Raw genomic sequence first — 18,220 nt, forward strand, 5'->3', positions numbered from 1 at the left:
GGATTATTTAGATGATGAGGTACAGAATGTTATCGCGCATGATATGGAACAGAAATACCAGGTTACACCATTTGCCCACTTACGAATTGGGTGTCCATGTTGTTTTTTTCTGCATTGGTCGCAACAGAAATAGATTGGTATAATTTCGTCAGTACTCTTCATGGATGTGTCGGCTAGTTGATGTATCCAATCACTGTGAGGGTTGCCGGGTCGCAGAACTTGACAATTTCCCGCCCGAAATCATCCTTTCGGGGCGTATAATCAGCATTGATCATGCGAATCAGGGCTTTTCGTTCGGGGGCGCTCTTCTGATCCGCGTAGAGGTAGCGGGCGAGTTTCCCCGCCTGCGTTTTGACCAGCATTCCAGCGTTTGCGCGGTTCATTGTTTACAAAATCACTTACAAGACTTACAAAATCAGATTTTCAACCCGTGCCGAAATCCACGCCCCTTTGATCAAATCGAACATCGGCAGCGTCAAGCCTTCTACTTTCGAATTCTTGGGCAAATGCTCAGCGGGCACATAAGCCAGCGTCCGCGTAACCAACCGCTCGGTTACTTCGCCGTTGACCTTTTTAAACTTCACCCACATACCCCGTTCGTCCGTGTTGGACAAAGACAGTTTCAGTTTCACGACAGCCCACGCCCGTTTCAGCGCGTCAACCATCGACATACCCGACTTGCGAACCAAGTTCCAGGCGAGTTCAAATACGTTCTTTTTCATAAGTCTTATTATTTGTTTGATGTGTACAAATATAACTAAAGCTAAGTATACTTACAAATAAATTGAATTATTTAATAAGCATACTTAGTTTATATTTGAGAGATTTTTTTACCAACCTACCGGACTGGTTATGACAGATGACAATGAAGAATTGCCCGATGAGTCTAGTGCTGCACTCACTGAAGAAAAGCCGTGGGATTTCGGACTAAATGAAAAGCAACGTGCATTTGTAATTCAATGGTGCGAACACCGCAACGGTGCCAAAGCTGCCCGTCTTGCGGGCTATTCTCCCAACTCTGACGATGAGATTGCGTACGAAAACCTCAGAAAACCTCAGATTATCGCTGCCATTAACGCCTACCTGAGTGCTTTTTACATGACGGTGGGCGAAGCAACGTCCCGAATCAGTGATTACGCACGGGGAACGATGGCTCACTTTCTCAAGATAGATGAGTCGAACCGGGTAACAATCAACCTGAATCACCCTGACGCGAAGGAGTACTATCATTTGATCAAGAAGATCAAGCAACGGGTTATCACGCGCACTTCGGAAGAGTCGGTTACGGAAGAGGTTTGGACTGAAATTGAATTGCACGATAGTATGGCGGCTTCCAAACTCATGCTGGAGCTGCACGGTCGGATTATCCAACGCACTGACCATACATCGGGCGGCAAACCGATTCCGACGCAGCACAAGGTTATTTTTGAAGACTATACCGAACAGCAATGAGTAAGCTACCTACGCTGTACGAACAGCAGTTTCGGTTTAATCACATCTACAAGCCGGTTTTTGTTACGTCGGCACGCTACATTGACATTTGGGGCGGTCGGGGTCGGGGTGGTTCCCACTTTGCAACGGCTTACTACCTCTACCTGATTCAGCAGCCGCAGTATTTCCGTGGTTACATTATGCGGGAAGTGTTGAACGATGTACGGGAATCGCTGTTTCGTGATCTTCTTGACCGGATGGATGAAATGGGCCTTGACCGCACCAACAAGGGCCGTTTCCTGATCAACGATCACCATATGAGTATTACGGACCTGGTTACGGGCAACCGGATACTCAGCAAGGGGTTCAAGAAGCAATCCGGCAAACAGACGGCTAAATTGAAGTCGCTGGCGGGCGCTACGCATGTAATCATTGAAGAGTGCGAAGAGGTTGAGGAAGATGAGTTTATGAAGCTCGATGACAGTTTCCGCACGATGAAAGGGAACATTCAAATCATCCGCCTGTTTAACCCGCCGAAAAAGAATCACTGGTTGATTAAAAAGTACTACAACCTGACCGAAGCGGACCTTACCGATGCGGCCGGGTTGCCTGTCGTGGGTTACTATCACGCTTCGGCCAAAACGAACCCTAACCTGTTATCAATTTTCTCCACCTATCACGACAACCTGCGTAATCTGAATCCCACATTTGTTGCCAACCTCGAAAGCTACCTCGAAAGTCGCCCAGACTGGTACTACACCACGGTTTTAGGATTGGTCAGCGAGGGTGCCAAAGGACGCATTTACCGGGGTTGGCGCCCAATGCCCAGTAATGAGTTTAGCCAGTTGCCGTATGATAGCTTCTACGGGCTGGATTTTGGGTATTCAGAAGATCCGGTAGCCCTCATTGAAGTTAAGGCCCATAATCAACAGCGGTGGGTTCGGGAATTGATCTACTCGCCTGGCTTAACAAACCGGATGCTGATTGAGCGCATGAAAACGCTTGATATTCGTGGGCCAATATATGCGGACAGCGCCGAACCGAAATCCATCGCTGAACTGCGCTCTGCTGGCTTCCATGTCATCAATGCGGCCAAAGGTCCAGATTCGGTTTTATGGGGCATCAAGCACGTGCGGACGTTGACAGTCAATTATACGGAGAACAGCCCGCATTTGGAGGAAGAATATCAGGAATACCGCTGGCAGCTTGACGCGGACAAAAACCCCACAGACAAGCCCGAAGATCGAAAGAACCACTTAATGGATGCTCTGCGCTACGCCGACGCCACACGCTACGGGCAGGCCCGGCGTACTTCACGCGGGTTTGATAACTCGTAAATCCGATAAGTATACTTATTTTAGACTAAGTATGCTTGTGTTTTCTAAAAACGTATTTATATTCGCATCAATCTCACTCGACTACCGGACTGTCGGTGACCCATGTTTCACCTCGCCCTTCTGGGCGCTACCGACAGCTCCATTATGCAATTCAAATCCTGTGCGTCCCTAACGGGTGCGCTTACGGCAGTAACCGAGGCCAATTGCGCCACGATTTTACAGCAGGTTCGGCGTGTAGTCCTGCAAAAGAAGCAGGCCAGCCCCTCGTTTAGCAACGCGACGATTGCTACCCAGGCAACCTGGACAACGCCACTTGCGGCCAGCGATGACACCAAGATCGTTGCACCCTCTAATAAGTTGTTCAGCCCTGAGTTCACTGCCACGGAACCCGTTCGGGTGGGCAGCAACGACAACACGACGCCGGACGGTCGCTCGTTCATCGTCGGTCAGTCGGTGCCTATGCTGAATGCGCAGTATATGGGCCTTTCGCCGACGCAGTACAAAGAGTTTGAAGACCTGCTGGCCTTCGCCAACGTGGGGGGCGACATTTCAACGGTCTGGGCCTATTTCTTTTTGGGTGACCGTCAGATTGTCTTCGCGGAAGGCGGCGGCGGCATTGACATCATGAATGCATTCATCAGCGATCCAGCGGGCGGTCAACTGCACAGTTTGACGCTGTTTAATGCAACGTTCGAACTACCCAAAGGCTGGTATCGCAACGCCAAGGTTTTAGACCTTTCATTCAATCACAGCCTGATTAAAAACTAAGGAATGGTAACGCTGCAAGAAATACAGCATCCAGACCAGCCCTACTTCGGGCGAACGATTACCGTAACCAACGAGCACGCCGACCGGCTACTCGATCTGGAAAAGCGGATTGGTGTACAATGCTGGGAAGTCGTACCCACCGTAGCGGCCCCAGATAAAACCGAAGCACAGACGAATGCCACTAACGCCCGTCGATCCAAGGGTTAAGAAAGCCAACGCCCAGCATCTGAACGCTGCCAAAGCCGACGATGAGCGTCACCGGCTCCACGCCGAAGCTGCTACCGATGCGGCTTCGGCTTCTCCTTATTGGAACCGGCTGGTGGATAAGATCATTACGCCATCGATTGTGGGCAAAGGTCAGCGGGAACAGATGCTGCGGCAAATCTTCTTCCCCTTGTGCTCCAATGAGGTTGTCGATGATATTTCGGATGCGTGTTCGGCAGTGCATTACGCCCAGGATCGGAACATTACGGTAGAATGCCGGGACGAGAAGCTACAACGCGACTTTGAACAGTACCTAGAACGAATCAACCTGAACGGCTTTATTTCGAACGAGTGCCACAACGCCCACTTTGAAGCCCCAAACTCGCTGGTCGTTGTGGATTTGCCGGAAGAACAAACAACCGACTTTCCGGAACCTTACCTCTATTTGCTCAATCTCGATCAGGTGATAGCGGTTGAAGCCCAGAAACTGCACCAACAAGCCGGGAAACTGGTTTTTGCCTTTTTCAAGCATGTGCAGGAGGGTCGCAGGATAACCCGCGCCGGGTTGTACGACTCCGAAGCGTACAGCATTTACGTTAAAGAAGACGGCTCTGGCGAATGGAAGCTAAAAAACTCGTTTCCCCACAACCTGGGCCACACACCTGTTTTCAAACTGTGGTCGGACGTTTCGAGTACCAATCCCCTGCTATCAAACACGGTGTTACGCCCCCTGTTGGGCAAGCTCGACAGCTACGTGATTGAAGAGGGTTCGTTTCGGGCGCTTCGCTTATCGTCTTCCAATCCCATTTTCTGGTTTTTAGAAACCTCCGACACCTGCGATTACAGTTTTTACAACGACAACGAGCGCCATTTCTGCCAGAAAGGGGCGATGATGGTAACGATCGATGGCCAATCAGTCGGTACCGGCAAAGCCTGCCCGCGCTGTTCCGCCCGCCGGATTCTGGGACCGGGTTCACGCATTCCCATTCCGGCCCAGCAGACCAAAGAGGATGCCGACTGGCGGGTACCTGCGGACTGGATCAATGTGGATGTAAACGCCCTGAAATTCCATCAGGACTTCATTTCGCTCATGCGGTCGGATATCGTCCGCACAGCAACAGGCTACGACGGTGGGCCGGTTCGTAACGAAGCCATCAACGAGGATCAGATTGGCGCTATCCTGGAACGGGCTCGCCAAATTGGCCAGTACATGGCTACGCACTACGAAAACCTGACCCGCAACCTGATTGACACCATCGGAAAGCTGCGATACGGAACTGAGTACATCGGCTGTAATGTCGATTTCGGACGCCGGTACACGATCCTGACGGGCGATCAGCTTACAACCCTCTACGATGCGGCTAAAAAAGCGGGTATGTCGGATTGGGTGTTGGAGGAAATTGACTCCATGATGCAGGATTTCTACGGTCGTAACGATGCATCCAAGCGCCTGCGCTACAAGATGATCAACGACTTGAATCCGTACCCCTACAAGTCGCCTTCTGAGCTTCGAACAGCGGGCATCAATACGCTTGATCCGTACGGGTACATGGTTTCTACGGGTCTTATGGGCCTTATTGCGCGGTTTGAGCGTGAAAATCGAACATTCATTGAACGCTTTGGCCTGGCTACCGACTACAACAAACGCATTTCCACGATTTACGAAACACTATACAGTTATGTCAAATCAACAATCGAAACCCGGCCAGACCTCGGACTCGAAACAGAATCCGGAAGCCAACAAGGGGGCGGGAAGCCAAAACCCAAACGAGAGCCAGCAAAAGCCTAGTGCTGAACCGGCCCCTGCACCCGATTTCACGAAAACGCCTGAATTCGAAACGGCTGTTGATGCCGCCGTCGAAAAACGCTTTGCGGAGTTTGAGCAGCGCATGGCCGACAAAAAAAAACAGGAGGAAGAGGATGCGCGGGCTGCTGCGGAAGCTGCCCAACTCGAAGAAAAGCGGCTGATTGAAGAGGCCCAGGCCAGAGAAGCGGAGGAAGTTGATATGTCGAAGCCTCTATTCGGAAACAAAGACCGTAAGAAAGAATTTGACTTACGGAAGTTTCTTCCTATCGCCAAACTGCCTGACGATAAGGTGATCATCGTAAAGCGTCAGTATTATACGGACCCGGCTGGTGATGTGAAGGAAACTGAAAAGCTCCGCGAAATCCAGTTTGTCAATCCGCAGGACTTTGAAGCCTGGAGCAAGCCGAACGACAAAAACGGACTGTCGATTTACGAAGCCCTTGGCGTGAACTATACGCTCGTTCACAAACCGGAATAATCCAACGATTTTAAAAATAATCCCGGCTTTTACCGGATCAAATCTACGTTAAACACAAAATCATAACCACCGGACCGTTATGCCAATTGCAGACTACGCCGAACTAGAAACCGAATTTGCGGCAAAACCAGAACTGTTAAACGAGTTTTTCGAGAAGCGTTCCCAGGACGCGGTTAAATACCTGACTGATAAAGGCCACGTAGTTAAGCCCAAAGCTGACTACGATTCAGAGGTAGAAACCAAAGCCACAGAGAAAGCTACCAAACTCAATCAGGAGGCTATCGATAACGAAGGGGCCAAACTGTACCCATCTATCGACAGTATGCTTGCCATTGCGACCGGCAAAACGAAACCCGCAGGCATGAAAACCCGCGATTGGGTGAATGCCCTTGCTGATGAGGATTTGTTACCGTTTACGGATGCCCAGGTAGCCAAAATCAAAGCTGCTTTAAAAGGAAACGGTTCCAATCCGTTGACTGAAGCAATGGTGAACGAGCTGAAAGATAAGCTCGAAAAACTGGAAAAAGGCGACCCGGAAAAGGAAGCTAAAGACCTCGAAAAACAGGCTTCGCGGGTAATTCGTACCGACCTGCGTAACGCTAATGTCGTGCTGGATTCTTCGCTGAAGGATTCCGAAAAGGCAGAGGCCAAGAAAGCGGCTATTGGTGATCTGGAAGTTCTTTTTAAGCAGAAATACGACGCGCATCGGGACGATGACGACGAAATCTATTTCACGAAAAAAGGGCTGAAAGATGCTAAAGATGCACTGGTTAACACAGCAGAGGGCCGTTACATGACTCCGCTGGAAATCATCAAACAAAACCACAAAATGTTTCTGGCCGTCGAAGGACGTCAGCAGCAAGGCGGTGGTGGAGGTGGTGGCAATTCGGGCGGGGGCAATCCTAATACCCTGGACGCTATCTACCGGGCTGCGGCTACCGCTGGGCACCGGTTCGGATCAGCCGAATGGAAGGAGTTTGTAGCCGAGAAAAAGAAGGCTGCAAATATTCAGTAAAGCATTTTTTAATTCAATCAATACAACTTACGAGTAGCTACCGGACTGCCAATCGTGAGGCCATGTTTCACAATTTAACTTCACAAAAATCATGTCTCTAACTGCGCTTACATTACCGGAGGTAATTACAAGTGTCAGCCCTGGCAAGTTCGGTGCTCTTGAAGATCGTTTGAGCCACTACGGGGCTTTAAACTCGTATTATGCCCAAACCCCAGAGTTGTTTTCGCCTTCCCTGCTGGCAAAGATTCGGAAGCTGCCCTACACCCGTACGGTGAAAATTCCGATCCTCAACAAGTATGCTCACACGATCCTGACGGTTCGTTCCTGCTCGATCAGTGGACCGGACATTTCGCCAACATTGAAAACGCTGACCCGGATTCACGTTGCTGTCGATATGACCGTAACCCCGGCGTTGCTGGAAGATAACTACGTTTCGGCGCAGGATGTACTAACTCACCAGTACAAAAACGCCCGTCGGACGTTGTTAGAATACCTTGATACGCTGTGCGCGGCTCACCTGGACACCAACAAGGACACGACCCAAACGCCGGGTTCGTATCCGTTGTATGATGCCATTTCGGGCGCTTACCAAATGCCGAGCAGCAAGCCAGAGGATTTTTACAACAACCTGCCCGCAATCATGGCCGAACTGGACATCAACGGCCCTTACTCCGTGATCGGTTCTACCTACGCGCTGGCTGACCGGAACAAACTGCTGAATCCGGGCGGAGGTGCCATTTTTGATACCAAGGCCATCATGGAAGGCGCTGGTATTGAAAATTTCGAGTGGTCCAACCGGATTGCCCGTGGCTCGAATCGGACGGTCTACTACGTAATGCCGACGGGTTCCGTAGGTATCACGAACATGATCGACTACGATTACCGCAACGCGCCGGTTCTGGGTTCACCTGAATACCTGGATGCCTGGTCCAACTTCAACGACAAATCCGAGCTGACCAACTGGGCGCAAACGCCCGATGACCTGTTCCCGGATTGGAATTGGGGTGTCTTGCAGAAAGTTACCTGCGTAAACGAAGCCCGTCAGCACGACGTAAAACTGTCGTCTGACTTCATGCTGGCTTCTGGTTTCACGTCCACTAGCGGCGAATCGCCGATTAAGCGGATCGAAATCACGCTGTAACCAACGGCCCGGCTCACTACCGGGCTTTCCCTTTGTCATTCTCACGCATTCCGCCACTCTTTATTAATACTCCAATGAAACTGTTTAAATTCTTCGCGCTTACTGTCCTGCTGTTAGTAGCTGGATTGTCGTACGGGCAGAAAACCGGTTCCGCTGCTTTCGCAACGACGGTGATCAGTTCCTCAGCAACGCAAACGATTGAGTTTTTTGATTCAACTGCTGCGTACAATTCCCCGAACTTCAAAAAGACGCTCATTGCCACAAAGCCCGTCATTCTGGAACACAACGGCTATAAAGGCTTGATAACGATTCGGGACAAAAATTCAGGGGAGGTCATCTGGAAAGGAAATGTCAGTCGGTTGAAATTCTCAGGACTGGCAACCGGCCCCGGTGCGTTGCGTGACTCGCTGACCATCGTACGACTTCGAACACATCTTTTTTCTGCTTACGCATTACTGCCATTACTGTTTTTCCGATTTGGTCGGCGCAGACGGGAGGTTGACCCGGATAAGTGGAGACAGACAAGTTAAAAGGTTAAGGGTTTTTGGAACTGAGTTCCGGCAATCGCCAACGTGGTTGCCGGACTTTCTTATAAATCAGCCTATGTAACAACTGTACTTATGAGTCGCTACAAAAACAAAGAAGACCTTATGCGTGCCGCCATCAACAATGCCCGGTACCAGAAGACAAAACAGGGTCGATTATCGATGTTGTACCGAGGGGTCGTTAAACAATGCCGCCGTAAGGGTGTGGCTATACCCTATACGCTTGACACATTCCGCGAATATTTCCAGCATAATAACGAGTTCCTGCTAGCCTTCCGGAAGTGGAAGTCATTTCAGTATGTAAGCGACATGGCGCCAACACTTGAGCGAATCAATATTCAAGGCGGTTTCGAGTTCGAAAACTTGCGAGTCAAGCAACTGGCAGAAAATCGGTGCGTGGTTAAAGGGACTTCTATTTACGGTGAGAATCATTATGAAAGGCTGAGGTTGGGCATCGTCAATCGTTATCGTGCACCTGTGATTGTTTTCAAGGACGGCAAACAGATAGCCCAGTACGATTCTACCAAAGAAGCTGCTCAAGGATTAGGCATACGGCACCCTTCAAACATCACTAACGTGCTGAGGGGTAAAAATAAGTCAGCTTTTGGGTTCACTTTTCAACGGAAAGGCTCATGATCGATCTTGAAAAACTGCGCGAAATCCTGACCGGCACCGTTGGCCTGTATCCGCCCGTTGTGGATGGCACTGACGAGAACTATTCGGATGCCAAACACGCAACGCCAATCGTATACCTGCAAGACGCTCATAAGCTGCTACGGCCGGAAGTACTTGACTCGCTGGGGCCAATTCAACCCGAAGCGAATACCCTGATGAGATGGTACACGCGGATTGAATCAGGAGCCATCAACAAACTGGGCCTACTGGTCGCTGCCAATCCCCCCGCCAAACCGCTGCTGGAATCTACCTCGCTGTACCCCAAGGAAGCAAATTTGCAGGGAGCACTAAACAAAACGGGCCGGTTCCTGGCGCTTCGCTTCACGCTCCCACAGCGTGACATTGCCGTTAAGGTGCCAAAGGTAGGCGTTCAATTATCTGGGCCAGTCGCAAACGTGCCCATGTATCTATTCCATTCGGAGCAGTCAGAACCGATTAAAGTGTATTCGCTCACCTCGACGCTATCAGGGCGCACGGTCTGGGGGGCGGCTACTGAGGATGTGTACATGTACAGCAGCAAGGGCGGCTATTACCTGCTGGGCTATTTTGAAGAGGATTTGCCGTCGGGTGTTTCGGCGATCGGTGCAGAAAGGGGCTGGAACCTGGCTAGCTGCTCTACCTGCGGCAACATCGAAAACGAGTTCATCCGGAGTCGATCTCCCTACCTGTCGATTGAACCGGTTTACGTCGAAAACGCGGTTTCCGGGCCTGTGCTTTCGTGGGCGGAGGAAAAGTCCGTCAACTTGCAATCCTGGGGCATCAATGCAATTATTGAAGTCGAATGTGATGTGACTAGTTTTCTGGTTCAGAACCGGAAAATGTTGGTTAATGCCTTGCTACATGTGCTGGCCTGTGATGTACTGGAAGAGTTGTCCACCTCCGACCGGGTGAACGCAGCGAAAAAAGAACTGTCGAATCAGGCGTACATAGCATTGTACGGGCAGAAGGATTCAGACCACGCACTAGCTTACCACCGTGACAAGGTGATCAAGGAATTGAAAGGGGTTTTGGAGAAAATGCGGCCCTGCTGCGTAACGACTGATGCTGCAAGGCGTACGATTCGATTTGAGAACGTTTTTGACTGATGCCAACCGCCCGTAAATCGCTATCAACGTGTTTTGTTGAGCCGCTTTTAAAGCTCAACGAATCGGTTTTGTATCACCTGATGGCGGAGGTTGTAACCGAGAATGAGGATTATATCAAAAAACTCAATCAGGATCGGCTATTTCAGGGCAAGAACACCGACGGTTCCGAAATTCGGCCCGGCTACAAAGAAAGTACAAAGGGGATTAAACGGAAGAAAAACCAGCCCGACGACCGGGTAACGCTCAGGGACAAGGGCGATGTGTACGAGCGGATTTTTGTGGATGTGTTTTACGCTGCGTTCACTGTGGAAAACTCCGATCCCAAAATAGAATCCCTGCGGACCAAATACGGTGATGAGATACTGGGCATGTCGAAAGAGGACGTAGAACGGCTAGCCCAGCACATCAAACCGCTCTACATCGCTAAAATTAAACACTACATCGGACTATGAGCCAGGCGCTGAAAATACCAACGGAAATCAACCTGTCTGATGTAGGCATAGACCGGGTTTGTAAAATCATCCGGGCTGATCTGGCGAATCTGTCCTGGCTGGAACTCACCAGTTTAGGCCGCATTTACCCGCAGGTGGATGAAGAGGGCAACATTGAGCCCTGGATACACAAAGAAGGCAAAGACTATTACCCGGCGTATCCGAATGATACGCTTGACACGTTTTCGGCCCTGTATCCGCACGATGATGAGAAGGTAATGGGTTTCGGTTATCTGGGCCAACGGACGCTTTCTGTCATTGTTTGGCTTAATCTGGAGCGACTACAGCAATCAACCCCATCCATTGAGAAGTTCAAAGATGAAATCGTTATCCGGCTGCGGGAACTGGCCTGCGTGTCGGAGGTTCACCACACGTTCGACCAGAGCAAAAGCCCTGGCGTGTATCCGGGTTTCAGCTTAAAAGGGCTGATGGATCAGTACAATACCTATCCGTACCGGGCCTTCCGGATTGAAACAACCGTAAACTACTTCATTGACTGCGTATGATTCTGAACCTAATCCTTACGATCCTCTGCGGGTCAGCGGGCGTTATCCTAATGGAAAAGTGGAAGGTTGACAACTTTATGAATACCGACCCGTTTTGGTCGGTCATCTGGCCGGAAAAGCCGTGTATGTTGTGCCGTGGATTCTGGATCGGCTGTATGGTTTTTACGCTATTATGCCTGATACCGAACACGATTTATTTTTTCGTACCGCTGGCAGCTATTCCCATGCAGCTTGCCTTCTGGCAAATCGCTAAAAGTCTGTTGAAATGACAACCCTTACTTTGCCCTCCGGAACAACCCTGACGCTGTTTGATTCCATCCGCCAACTGCCTGAATTCCGACGGGTGGAAGCTGAATGTTATTCTCTGATTGAATCGGGTGTCGGTTCATCGCTCGATGACGTGGATAGGCATTTTGAAAGTCTGCTGGTGCTGGCCAACGCCGACAAGAAGGAAGACTTCATGAACGGCATCAACAACCTGCGCTATCTGTTCTACAACCTGTTCAACAAGCAGATTTCCGCCCGCTCGCTGGCGTTAATGTGTCTGGTCGATACGGTGAACGGTGAGAAGCAAACGGATTTGACCGAAGAGGGGCTGGAACGGCTCGTCAGGCGATTGTCCGACGAAGGACTGAACGATGAACTGGTAGCAACAACCTTGCTCGACGTAAAAAAAAACTCACCACTGAACTGACGGAAGCGTTTGAGGCCCGGTTTCCGGATTCGGACCAGCGCAAAAGTGAGCTTTTACAAGAGTCGCTATTGATTCGAATTGATTTGATTGTCGATCCCGAAAACCCGCTGCTGGAACTTCGTCAGCAGAATTTCACGCAGGAGCTCGCTGAATCCGCCCAGCCGCCCGTTCTGGAGCACAAGCATCCGGGCAACGCATTGGATGCGATGCGCAGCGGCTACCGAAAAAACCGGGTGGCAATGGAGTTAGAAGGGTTGACGGTGAATGATACAACCTCGACCTATGATTATTGGAGCTACTACGATGCTCTTGAACAGAAGTGCAAAAACAACCGCAATGAAGGTAGGACTTAATATTTTGAATCTTTCGGGCGGAGGAACCCGAATCGTGGGTATTGGAGCCGCAGCAATAAGCCTGATGGATCGGGGCTTTAAACCGGATGTAATTACCGGCGTCAGTGCCGGGTCGTATTTGGCTTTGCCGCTGGCATTGGGTAAAAAACAAGCCGCATCCGATTTGATGGACGCGATTTCGGCGGATATTCTGAAGGTGATGTTTGACCCGGCACCCGTCAATAAAAAAGGCAAATTAACGGCCTCTGCCATCTGGAATGCGGCTACCGGCAAACCGTATTTAGGGAAACAACGCAAGTCATTGGAAGCAATCCGGTCAATCGTTTCCAAAGCGGAGTTCGACGCCTGGGCAACCGATTTGGAAAGCCCTGAAGTTTGGGTGCTGGCCATTGATTTCATTCGTGGTAGTCGGATTTTTGAAAACCTGAAAAACCACACGTACGAAAACGCCCTTAGTCTCATCCTGGCTTCCGGATCTATCCCCGTTTATGTCGAAGCGGTTGAAATGGCGATCAATGGAATGCGGGTATTGATGTACGATGGTGGCGTACGGTCGCATATTGCTTGCCGGGAAATTCTGGAGCAATACCCCACGCAGATAAACCAAATGATGTCGGTTTATTCCCGGCCGCAGGATTACCGCGACGAAATGCCCGATAACTGGAAACTGGCCGATGTAAGTACGCCCCTCTTCCGGTTTATTGACATTGCAGGCATCGAAAACAGTAAATCCTGTGAGGCAATGGAAATACTGCTCTGTGCCCAGCGGGGTATTAGGCTGGGTCAGGTTTTTCTTCCTTCCATCATGGACGGGCCGTATGATGCCGATGAATTTCGGCTACGTCGGTTGAAAAAGGCGGCAATCATTGAAGCCGAAAAACTGAGTTTTTTTCTGTAAAACCAGCGTCTACACCATGGCTATTCTCGTCAATCGATTCAATTTCATCGTTTTTTCTTACCTGACACCGCCCGAACCCGAAGATTTGCACAATTTGCCCCAGGGCGGTTATTTGGGTAAAATGGTGTCGTCAGTCGTGATGCTGCCCGGTGAGACGTACACATTCTTCGTCAACAATTCTGTTCAGATGCCCGTCGGCGACTTTACGGTACACCTTCGGACCAATGCCAACAAGCCCCACTCCGCAGGGGTCGGTACAGCCAACAGCTTTGTAAACCCAGCCCTGGGCATCAATCAGTACTACATTACATTTAAGGTTCCGCAGAATCTACCGGAAGGATACTACCGGCTGGTATTGCAGGCGCAGGAGGCAAACACGTACTGGATTTCAAGCCGGCTGCTGTGTCTGCGGTCGGGTGTCGATTTGAACACCGCCCTGTTTTCGTGGCGGAACCGGCGCTCGTTGGCCCATATTCCGTATGAATTGCCCGCTATGAACGGCTTTCGGAACATTCTGCGGCTCAAGTGCGTGACGGGCGTTCCCCAGGCGGATACGGAAACAGAGGATTACCGGCAGGTAACGACTGGTCGGCGGGTAGCGGTGGAAATCAAACAGGATCTGGCGGTACCGTTTAAGACGCCCCTCACGGATGCGATTGGGCATGAAGGTTGGCAGACGCTTTTGAGACACAAAGATATACTGATCAACGGTAGCCCGTATTCAATCAAAACGGGGTACAATTCGGGCAGTGATCACAGACGGATTAGTGAGGGAAGTTTTGAAATGTATCAGACGGACTTTTCGGAAGTGAACAGGTGTTAAAAAAGCAGGCAAAAACCTGCTTTTTTCATCAATCCATTTCAATATCTTCCTCTAATTTATTTCTTCTGCCCCTTGGTGAATAACTTATTGTAGCAACATACAGAAAGCCATCTGCGGCTACCCGTGAACTCGCTGTCGTGACAGAAACGGTAGCATTGTCCATAAACCCGGCATTTTCATTTAAATACTGGTTTACAAAATGCTCAATATCCAAAGGGGTTTCGGCGGTTATAATCTTTATCTGAGTCATAGTATTACGTTTTTTCTTGAAAGTTAGTGTAAATTTACAAACCTCCGCTACCGGACTGCGGCCCCATATTCTCACAATTTCGCCAGCAGTCCCATGCCCGCTAATCAAACTCTATTTGATGACTTAGCCGACGTAAAAGGTATTTTACGCGGCATTGATCAATTATCCCAGGCTAACGAGAAGTACGGCAAGTCCGCCGAAGCGGTCAACGACCGGATTAGCCAGGCGAATAAAAAGGTCATCGAAAGTCTCAAAGAACAGAAAGAAACGATTCTGCAACTCAATGTTGCCCAGAAAGCCCGTCAGAAACAGCTACAGGACGAAGCCAACGAGGTCTATAAGCTCGAAAAAGCCCATAAACAGCAGCAGGAATTATTACAACGCAATAACGCCCTGTTTGATGCAAACGGCGCGTCAGTTGATGCACTAAAAACCCGCGTGAAAGATTTGCGCCGGGAGTACGATTCACTGAGTAATGCCGAGGCCAAAGACGCTGCGCGAAAAAAGGCAATTGAAGCCGAAACAAAGGCTTTGAATACCGTTCTACGGGAACAGGTCAATGCTACTAAACTAGCGACCCAGGCAGTAAACGGCGCGGTAGGCTCCTACGACCGGCTGAGTCAGCAGCTTAACCAGATGAAAGCCCAGTTACGGGCTATGCCGAATGCTTTTAATGAAACGACCGGCGCAATCAACAAGAACAATAAGGCTGCTGTAGAGCTTCAAAAACAAATTGAAGTGTCAGACCGGGCGCTGAAGAATATGGATGCCACAATGGGCAACCATCAGCGTAATGTCGGGAATTATTCCTCTGTTCTAGGAAATTTAAAGGGACAGTTGATTGGCGTTGGGACTGGGCTTCTTTCTATTCAGGCTTTATTTAATGGCTTGAAGTCTGCCTTTGATTTGACGGTTCGCATGGAGCGAATGGATGCAGGAATTAGGGCCATCACCCGTGATAACGAGGATTTTATTCAAACTCAGCAATTTTTAATTAACCTTTCAAAGCAGTTAGGGCAGGATTATGAAATAGTCACCAAGACCTATAAAGGGCTAGGGGCTGCAACGCGGGACACCTCCTTAGAAGGCCAACGGGCCCAGCAGATTTTTGCAGGTATTATTCGGGCGGGCGCGGCCTTGCAACTGAGCAATGAAGAGGTAGAGGGGTCATTGTACGCCATCTCTCAAATGGTCAGCAAAGGCAAGGTTTCGATGGAAGAACTCCGGCAGCAATTGGGTGAGAGATTGCCGGGCGCGATGAAATTGCTCTCGAACGCGCTAGGAATATCCGAAGCTCAATTGAACAAACTTGTTGAAAATGGGGACTTGTACGCACGCGATGTGCTACCAAAGCTCGCCAAAGAGTTAGACAAAACTTACGGCAAGGATGCGCAGCGCAATATTGAAACCTTCGGCGGTCAGTGGAACAACCTCAATACCGAAGTTGCCTTGCTACTTAAAATACTCAATGAAGATAAAGGGGTCACAGGCCCGTTTACGAGCCTTTTAAAAACGCTATCTGATCGACTCGAAAAGGTTCGGGTAGTTTTGCAAAGCAAGGATTGGGGGTTGATATTCAAGTTTGCGACCGATTTAACTGGCTATACGGCGCCACAGGTTGATGCAATGGTGCAACGTAGCCGCGCCAACATTGCAGATGAAGAGGCATATAAGCGTATGTCTCCCGAAGCTCGCACAAATCGGCGTTCTGAATTTATAACCAGGTCGGGGGCTATTCAAGCTCAAATCAATACTTTACGTGATCGGGCACCCCGTGATGTGAATGAAAAGGCTGAAATTCAAAACCGATTAAAGCAACTGGAAAAAGAATTGGATTTCTATGAACGCAAAATTCAGCGTATGCAGACAATCCACATGTTGGCGTTGAAAGAAGATGCCGTTTTGCAGGAGCGTCTAAAAAAAGAAGACGATGACCGCAAGGCGATGGAGTGGGAAGAGGGTAAGAAAAAGCGGGACGCAGCAGCTAAACGGGCAGAAAATGAAGCTGACCGCCGACTACGTGAACGCCTTTCTACAATCCGGACAAATGCAAGTTCGGATGTTAACGGCTTTCGTGGGTCTAATGAGCGCGGGGAAATGACCGATGCCGATTTTATTACTGCCCAGTATAAGGCGCGGACCGATGCTGCTTTAGAGCAGATCCGGATACTTAATCAAGCCAATAAGCAGGGTGCTGCAAATTGGAAATCTGAGTATGCAGCCGCCCAGAAAGAAATTACCGATGCGGCCGCAGATTGGTACGAAGGTCGTAACAAACTTGAAAATGATGCATGGAACAAGGCGCTAGAAGTCGCCAAGAAAGCATTGAATGATGTAGGAGACACTGAAAGCCGGGCTTTGAAAAAGCGGGCCGATGAACTGGAGGTTGATTATTCCAATCGGGAAAGGCTAATTCGGGAAGACTACAATAAACAGCTTATTACCGAAAAACAGCGTAATGAACGCATTCACGCTATTCGGGAAGAGTACTTGACTAAACTTTCCTCCGTAGTTACCGATGCCTACGACGAACAGGAAATTACCATCATCAACCGATACGATGAAGAGATTGCACAATTAAAAAAGCTGCTTGAATCCAGTACGCTTACCTACAAACAGATTTCCGATGCCAAGGTAAAAATTGCAGAACTTGAGCAAGCGAAAATGAAAAAACTGGCTGAGTCTGGCGCAAAGCGGGATTCAAGCCAATCCGATGTTTCAACAAAAAAAGCTGACAATATTCTTCCAAATGCGGATCGGGCCAAGTACGATACAGATTCAGAGCAGTTTAAAACTACGAAGGAGCAGCTACAATGGCAGTTGGCAGGAGAAGCGGCTCAGGGCTATTTCGACCTTGTCAATGAATTCAGACAACGGGATTTAGATCGAGTGGAGAAGAACCGGGAAGCAGAAAAGAAACGGCTGGAAGAATCAGTATCGTACGAGAAAATGAGCCAGGAGGCCAAACGCAATGCGATGGCCGCTATTGACCGTAAATACGATGCCGAAGCAGCCCAGATTAAACGCAAGCAGGCAATTGCTGAAAAAGCCGCTGCGGTTTTCTCGATCGGTATTGATTTGGCCGTGGGGATTATCCGGAACAATAAAAATTTTACACCAATTGCCGCAGCTCCCCTAAATGCCTTATTGATTGCCCTGGCTGCTATCCAAACGGCAGCGGTGATAGCAAAGCCAATTCCACAGTTCAAGGACGGAAAAAACCTCGAATCGCTGGATCGGTACGAAGGTCCGGCGCTCGTTGGGGAGGCTGGCCGGGAGTTGTGGTTTGGCAAAAACGGTGTTGAAATGGTTGATAGGCCGTCAATTGTAAATGTTGGCAAAAACGACGTGATTTTACCTAATCCGGTAACCGAACGGCTACTGTCTAATAATGGAGCGTTTGAGGGTCGTGCAATTTTAGACCAAGTTATCAGAAACCAAGTGTCGTATAATAACATCGTTCAAGCAAATAAAAGAAACTCTTCATACCGTGGCCCCAGCGCTAGGGATATAGCAAATGCATTGGCTGATGAACTGGAAAAACGGCCCTGGCTTCAGTTAAATATTGACGAGAATGGGTTTACCCGGAAAATCATCAAAGACACAACAGCGACAATTGAGCGAAACAACCGTAGGCATTTTGGACGGCGTTAGCGGTCTCATTTTTGTTTTTTCAGACAAAAATTGTAGGATTGAGAAAAAAAATCCTTTCCTCTTGC

The 18,220-nt window shown here is 49.4% G+C and carries 22 protein-coding genes; 19 read left to right on the forward strand and 3 right to left on the reverse strand.

Features of this window, described 5'->3' with window-relative positions:
- Positions 1-173: 173 nt before the first annotated feature.
- Complete coding sequence (locus ACYVH9_RS26405; protein WP_460639432.1) at positions 174-383, reverse strand: hypothetical protein; 210 nt, start codon at positions 381-383, stop codon at positions 174-176.
- A gap of 24 nt (positions 384-407) precedes the next feature.
- Positions 408-722, reverse strand: coding sequence for an SH3 beta-barrel fold-containing protein (locus tag ACYVH9_RS26410; RefSeq protein ID WP_460639433.1), 315 nt, complete (start codon positions 720-722; stop codon positions 408-410).
- A gap of 130 nt (positions 723-852) precedes the next feature.
- Here ACYVH9_RS26410 and ACYVH9_RS26415 point away from each other — a divergent pair, with 130 nt between their 5' ends.
- The 18 genes from ACYVH9_RS26415 (at position 853) to ACYVH9_RS26500 (ending at position 14,251) form a co-directional block, all read left to right on the forward strand.
- Positions 853-1,452, forward strand: a complete 600-nt coding sequence (locus ACYVH9_RS26415) for a terminase small subunit (protein WP_460639434.1) — start codon at positions 853-855, stop codon at positions 1,450-1,452.
- Positions 1,449-2,768: a PBSX family phage terminase large subunit gene (locus ACYVH9_RS26420; protein ID WP_460639435.1), complete on the forward strand. Its 1,320-nt coding sequence runs from the start codon at positions 1,449-1,451 to the stop codon at positions 2,766-2,768. The genes ACYVH9_RS26415 and ACYVH9_RS26420 overlap by 4 nt, the downstream gene beginning before the upstream one ends.
- A gap of 102 nt (positions 2,769-2,870) precedes the next feature.
- Positions 2,871-3,536: a hypothetical protein gene (locus ACYVH9_RS26425; protein ID WP_460639436.1), complete on the forward strand. Its 666-nt coding sequence runs from the start codon at positions 2,871-2,873 to the stop codon at positions 3,534-3,536.
- 3 nt (positions 3,537-3,539) lie between these two features.
- Positions 3,540-3,743, forward strand: coding sequence for a hypothetical protein (locus ACYVH9_RS26430; RefSeq protein ID WP_460639437.1), 204 nt, complete (start codon positions 3,540-3,542; stop codon positions 3,741-3,743).
- Positions 3,712-5,529 carry a hypothetical protein gene (locus tag ACYVH9_RS26435; protein WP_460639438.1) on the forward strand — a complete coding sequence of 606 codons (1,818 nt, stop codon included), beginning with the start codon at positions 3,712-3,714 and terminating at the stop codon, positions 5,527-5,529. Before ACYVH9_RS26430 ends, ACYVH9_RS26435 begins: the two co-directional genes overlap by 32 nt.
- Positions 5,420-6,025 carry a hypothetical protein gene (locus ACYVH9_RS26440; RefSeq protein WP_460639439.1) on the forward strand — a complete coding sequence of 202 codons (606 nt, stop codon included), beginning with the start codon at positions 5,420-5,422 and terminating at the stop codon, positions 6,023-6,025. Before ACYVH9_RS26435 ends, ACYVH9_RS26440 begins: the two co-directional genes overlap by 110 nt.
- A 79-nt stretch (positions 6,026-6,104) precedes the next feature.
- Complete coding sequence (locus ACYVH9_RS26445; RefSeq protein ID WP_460639440.1) at positions 6,105-7,040, forward strand: hypothetical protein; 936 nt, start codon at positions 6,105-6,107, stop codon at positions 7,038-7,040.
- 91 nt (positions 7,041-7,131) lie between these two features.
- Entirely contained in the window at positions 7,132-8,181 is a 1,050-nt protein-coding gene (locus tag ACYVH9_RS26450) for a hypothetical protein (protein ID WP_460639441.1), read from the forward strand.
- 74 nt (positions 8,182-8,255) lie between these two features.
- Entirely contained in the window at positions 8,256-8,711 is a 456-nt protein-coding gene (locus ACYVH9_RS26455; protein WP_460639442.1) for a hypothetical protein, read from the forward strand.
- A gap of 90 nt (positions 8,712-8,801) precedes the next feature.
- Positions 8,802-9,362: a hypothetical protein gene (locus ACYVH9_RS26460; protein ID WP_460639443.1), complete on the forward strand. Its 561-nt coding sequence runs from the start codon at positions 8,802-8,804 to the stop codon at positions 9,360-9,362.
- Positions 9,359-10,486 (forward strand): hypothetical protein, encoded by a 1,128-nt coding sequence (locus ACYVH9_RS26465; protein WP_460639444.1) that lies wholly within the window; start codon positions 9,359-9,361, stop codon positions 10,484-10,486. The genes ACYVH9_RS26460 and ACYVH9_RS26465 overlap by 4 nt, the downstream gene beginning before the upstream one ends.
- Positions 10,486-10,938, forward strand: a complete 453-nt coding sequence (locus ACYVH9_RS26470; protein ID WP_460639445.1) for a hypothetical protein — start codon at positions 10,486-10,488, stop codon at positions 10,936-10,938. Before ACYVH9_RS26465 ends, ACYVH9_RS26470 begins: the two co-directional genes overlap by 1 nt.
- Entirely contained in the window at positions 10,935-11,483 is a 549-nt protein-coding gene (locus ACYVH9_RS26475) for a hypothetical protein (protein WP_460639446.1), read from the forward strand. Before ACYVH9_RS26470 ends, ACYVH9_RS26475 begins: the two co-directional genes overlap by 4 nt.
- Positions 11,480-11,752: a hypothetical protein gene (locus ACYVH9_RS26480; RefSeq protein WP_460639447.1), complete on the forward strand. Its 273-nt coding sequence runs from the start codon at positions 11,480-11,482 to the stop codon at positions 11,750-11,752. The genes ACYVH9_RS26475 and ACYVH9_RS26480 overlap by 4 nt, the downstream gene beginning before the upstream one ends.
- A complete protein-coding gene (locus ACYVH9_RS26485) occupies positions 11,749-12,177 on the forward strand; it encodes a hypothetical protein (protein WP_460639448.1) in 429 nt (142 codons plus the stop codon). Before ACYVH9_RS26480 ends, ACYVH9_RS26485 begins: the two co-directional genes overlap by 4 nt.
- Positions 12,178-12,245: 68 nt before the next feature.
- A complete protein-coding gene (locus ACYVH9_RS26490; protein WP_460639449.1) occupies positions 12,246-12,530 on the forward strand; it encodes a hypothetical protein in 285 nt (94 codons plus the stop codon).
- On the forward strand, positions 12,514-13,428 hold the full coding sequence (locus tag ACYVH9_RS26495; protein ID WP_460639450.1) for a patatin-like phospholipase family protein: 915 nt from the start codon (positions 12,514-12,516) through the stop codon (positions 13,426-13,428). Before ACYVH9_RS26490 ends, ACYVH9_RS26495 begins: the two co-directional genes overlap by 17 nt.
- 16 nt (positions 13,429-13,444) lie before the next feature.
- The gene (locus ACYVH9_RS26500; RefSeq protein ID WP_460639451.1) at positions 13,445-14,251 is read left to right on the forward strand and encodes a hypothetical protein; all 807 of its coding nucleotides are present in this window, start codon (positions 13,445-13,447) and stop codon (positions 14,249-14,251) included.
- Between the two features lie 28 nt (positions 14,252-14,279).
- On the opposite strand, the gene ACYVH9_RS26505 is transcribed toward ACYVH9_RS26500, so the two are convergent.
- Positions 14,280-14,501: a hypothetical protein gene (locus tag ACYVH9_RS26505; RefSeq protein ID WP_460639452.1), complete on the reverse strand. Its 222-nt coding sequence runs from the start codon at positions 14,499-14,501 to the stop codon at positions 14,280-14,282.
- 93 nt (positions 14,502-14,594) lie between these two features.
- On the opposite strand from ACYVH9_RS26505, the gene ACYVH9_RS26510 reads away from it, so the two are divergent.
- Positions 14,595-18,155 carry a tape measure protein gene (locus ACYVH9_RS26510; protein ID WP_460639453.1) on the forward strand — a complete coding sequence of 1,187 codons (3,561 nt, stop codon included), beginning with the start codon at positions 14,595-14,597 and terminating at the stop codon, positions 18,153-18,155.
- The last annotated feature ends 65 nt before the right edge of the window (positions 18,156-18,220 follow it).

It is taken from the genome of Larkinella harenae (genome assembly GCF_054780515.1).

Bases quoted from the DNA above. Each gene is read 5' to 3' on its own strand.
- ACYVH9_RS26445 (WP_460639440.1), top strand. From the start codon at position 6,105: ATGCCAATTGCAGACTACGCCGAACTAGAAACCGAATTTGCGGCAAAA.
- ACYVH9_RS26450 (WP_460639441.1), top strand. From the start codon at position 7,132: ATGTCTCTAACTGCGCTTACATTACCGGAGGTAATTACAAGTGTCAGC.
- ACYVH9_RS26465 (WP_460639444.1), top strand. From the start codon at position 9,359: ATGATCGATCTTGAAAAACTGCGCGAAATCCTGACCGGCACCGTTGGC.
- ACYVH9_RS26495 (WP_460639450.1), top strand. From the start codon at position 12,514: ATGAAGGTAGGACTTAATATTTTGAATCTTTCGGGCGGAGGAACCCGA.
- ACYVH9_RS26500 (WP_460639451.1), top strand. From the start codon at position 13,445: ATGGCTATTCTCGTCAATCGATTCAATTTCATCGTTTTTTCTTACCTG.
- ACYVH9_RS26420 (WP_460639435.1), top strand. From the start codon at position 1,449: ATGAGTAAGCTACCTACGCTGTACGAACAGCAGTTTCGGTTTAATCAC.
- ACYVH9_RS26455 (WP_460639442.1), top strand. From the start codon at position 8,256: ATGAAACTGTTTAAATTCTTCGCGCTTACTGTCCTGCTGTTAGTAGCT.
- ACYVH9_RS26475 (WP_460639446.1), top strand. From the start codon at position 10,935: ATGAGCCAGGCGCTGAAAATACCAACGGAAATCAACCTGTCTGATGTA.
- ACYVH9_RS26415 (WP_460639434.1), top strand. From the start codon at position 853: ATGACAGATGACAATGAAGAATTGCCCGATGAGTCTAGTGCTGCACTC.
- ACYVH9_RS26405 (WP_460639432.1), bottom strand. From the start codon at position 383: ATGAACCGCGCAAACGCTGGAATGCTGGTCAAAACGCAGGCGGGGAAA.
- ACYVH9_RS26430 (WP_460639437.1), top strand. From the start codon at position 3,540: ATGGTAACGCTGCAAGAAATACAGCATCCAGACCAGCCCTACTTCGGG.
- ACYVH9_RS26460 (WP_460639443.1), top strand. From the start codon at position 8,802: ATGAGTCGCTACAAAAACAAAGAAGACCTTATGCGTGCCGCCATCAAC.
- ACYVH9_RS26505 (WP_460639452.1), bottom strand. From the start codon at position 14,501: ATGACTCAGATAAAGATTATAACCGCCGAAACCCCTTTGGATATTGAG.
- ACYVH9_RS26480 (WP_460639447.1), top strand. From the start codon at position 11,480: ATGATTCTGAACCTAATCCTTACGATCCTCTGCGGGTCAGCGGGCGTT.
- ACYVH9_RS26510 (WP_460639453.1), top strand. From the start codon at position 14,595: ATGCCCGCTAATCAAACTCTATTTGATGACTTAGCCGACGTAAAAGGT.
- ACYVH9_RS26485 (WP_460639448.1), top strand. From the start codon at position 11,749: ATGACAACCCTTACTTTGCCCTCCGGAACAACCCTGACGCTGTTTGAT.
- ACYVH9_RS26410 (WP_460639433.1), bottom strand. From the start codon at position 722: ATGAAAAAGAACGTATTTGAACTCGCCTGGAACTTGGTTCGCAAGTCG.
- ACYVH9_RS26425 (WP_460639436.1), top strand. From the start codon at position 2,871: ATGTTTCACCTCGCCCTTCTGGGCGCTACCGACAGCTCCATTATGCAA.
- ACYVH9_RS26440 (WP_460639439.1), top strand. From the start codon at position 5,420: ATGTCAAATCAACAATCGAAACCCGGCCAGACCTCGGACTCGAAACAG.
- ACYVH9_RS26470 (WP_460639445.1), top strand. From the start codon at position 10,486: ATGCCAACCGCCCGTAAATCGCTATCAACGTGTTTTGTTGAGCCGCTT.
- ACYVH9_RS26435 (WP_460639438.1), top strand. From the start codon at position 3,712: ATGCCACTAACGCCCGTCGATCCAAGGGTTAAGAAAGCCAACGCCCAG.